The sequence below is a fragment of the Allokutzneria sp. NRRL B-24872 genome (assembly GCF_002155965.1).
In the GTDB taxonomy this organism is placed as follows: domain Bacteria; phylum Actinomycetota; class Actinomycetes; order Mycobacteriales; family Pseudonocardiaceae; genus Allokutzneria.
The window spans coordinates 1-1,082 of the sequence record NZ_MUMH01000081.1 but is presented as its reverse complement, the minus strand read 5'-3'; the positions used below and the strand labels follow the sequence as shown (position 1 = coordinate 1,082).

At 68.2% G+C, this 1,082-nt stretch carries 1 protein-coding gene and 1 pseudogene; one reads left to right on the top strand and one right to left on the bottom strand.

Annotation, left to right across the window (positions count from 1 at the left end):
* Positions 1-36: 36 nt before the first annotated feature.
* Positions 37-552 carry an inorganic diphosphatase gene (locus CCN37_RS21490; RefSeq protein ID WP_086823940.1) on the bottom strand — a complete coding sequence of 172 codons (516 nt, stop codon included), beginning with the start codon at positions 550-552 and terminating at the stop codon, positions 37-39.
* Between the two features lie 227 nt (positions 553-779).
* Here CCN37_RS21490 and CCN37_RS21485 point away from each other — a divergent pair.
* Positions 780-1,082, top strand: a pseudogene (locus CCN37_RS21485) (hypothetical protein); the annotation flags it as partial.

Genomic DNA, 1,082 nt, shown 5'->3' with positions numbered 1-1,082 from the left:
GGCGCCCTTCGTGCGTTCGGGATCAGTGCCGTTTGCTCAGTGCTCGTCGCCGTGCGGGCCTTCCGTGGCCAGCCGCTCCAGCTCGCGGTCGTAGGAGCGCTTGATCTCGGCCTCGGCCTCGGTGCGGCCGACCCAGGTCGCGCCCTCGACGCTCTTGCCCGGCTCCAGGTCCTTGTAGACCTCGAAGAAGTGCTGGATCTCCAGGCGGTAGAACTCGCTCAGGTGGTGGATGTCGCGCAGGTGCTCGGTGCGCGGGTCGTCCGCCGGGACGCAGAGGACCTTGTCGTCCCCGCCCTTCTCGTCGGTCATCCGGAACATGCCGATCGCGCGGGCGCGGATCAGGCAGCCCGGGAAGGTCGGCTCCTGGACGAGCACGAGCGCGTCGAGCGGGTCCCCGTCCTCACCCAGCGTGTTGTCCACGAAGCCGTAGTCGGCCGGGTACTGGGTGGCCGTGAACAGGGTGCGGTCAAGACGGATGCGACCGGTCTTGTGGTCCACCTCGTACTTGTTCCGGTTGCCCTTGGGGATCTCGATCGTGACGTCGAACTCCACGCGCTTCCTCGCTCGCCTTTGTTCTGTGCAGTGACTGCTTCGTTCGACCGAGGGCGGTGCCGCACGGCCATGTCAAGACACGTCTAGTGTGAACCAAGAGTCGCACCGAACCCGCATCCGAGTGGGACGTCCACTGTGTGACATTGCTTGTGTTCACCGCTTGTGTTCGCACACGACACCGCACGGGAGGCTGGGTGTCCGACGCTGGACAGCCACGGGGTGATGCAGTGCCCGAGGAGCCGACGCGGAAGCTCCAGCAACCGCAGGCTCCGGGCCTCGACCAGGCAACGGTTCGCATTCAACGGCCGCACGCGCAGCCGATGCGGGTCGGTCCGGTACCGCCCGGCAAGCCCCAGCCCCAGGTGTTCCCGGTCGGTCCCACGGTGCCCTCGCGCAAGCCCGAGGAGGCCGCCGCGGCGACCCCTCCGCCCGAGCCGCCCGTGACCGAAGACACAGCGGAATCGGCCGAGTCGGAGCCCCCCAAGAAGAAGCGCCGGGTCGGCCTGGTGCTCACCGCGCTCGTCGTGGTG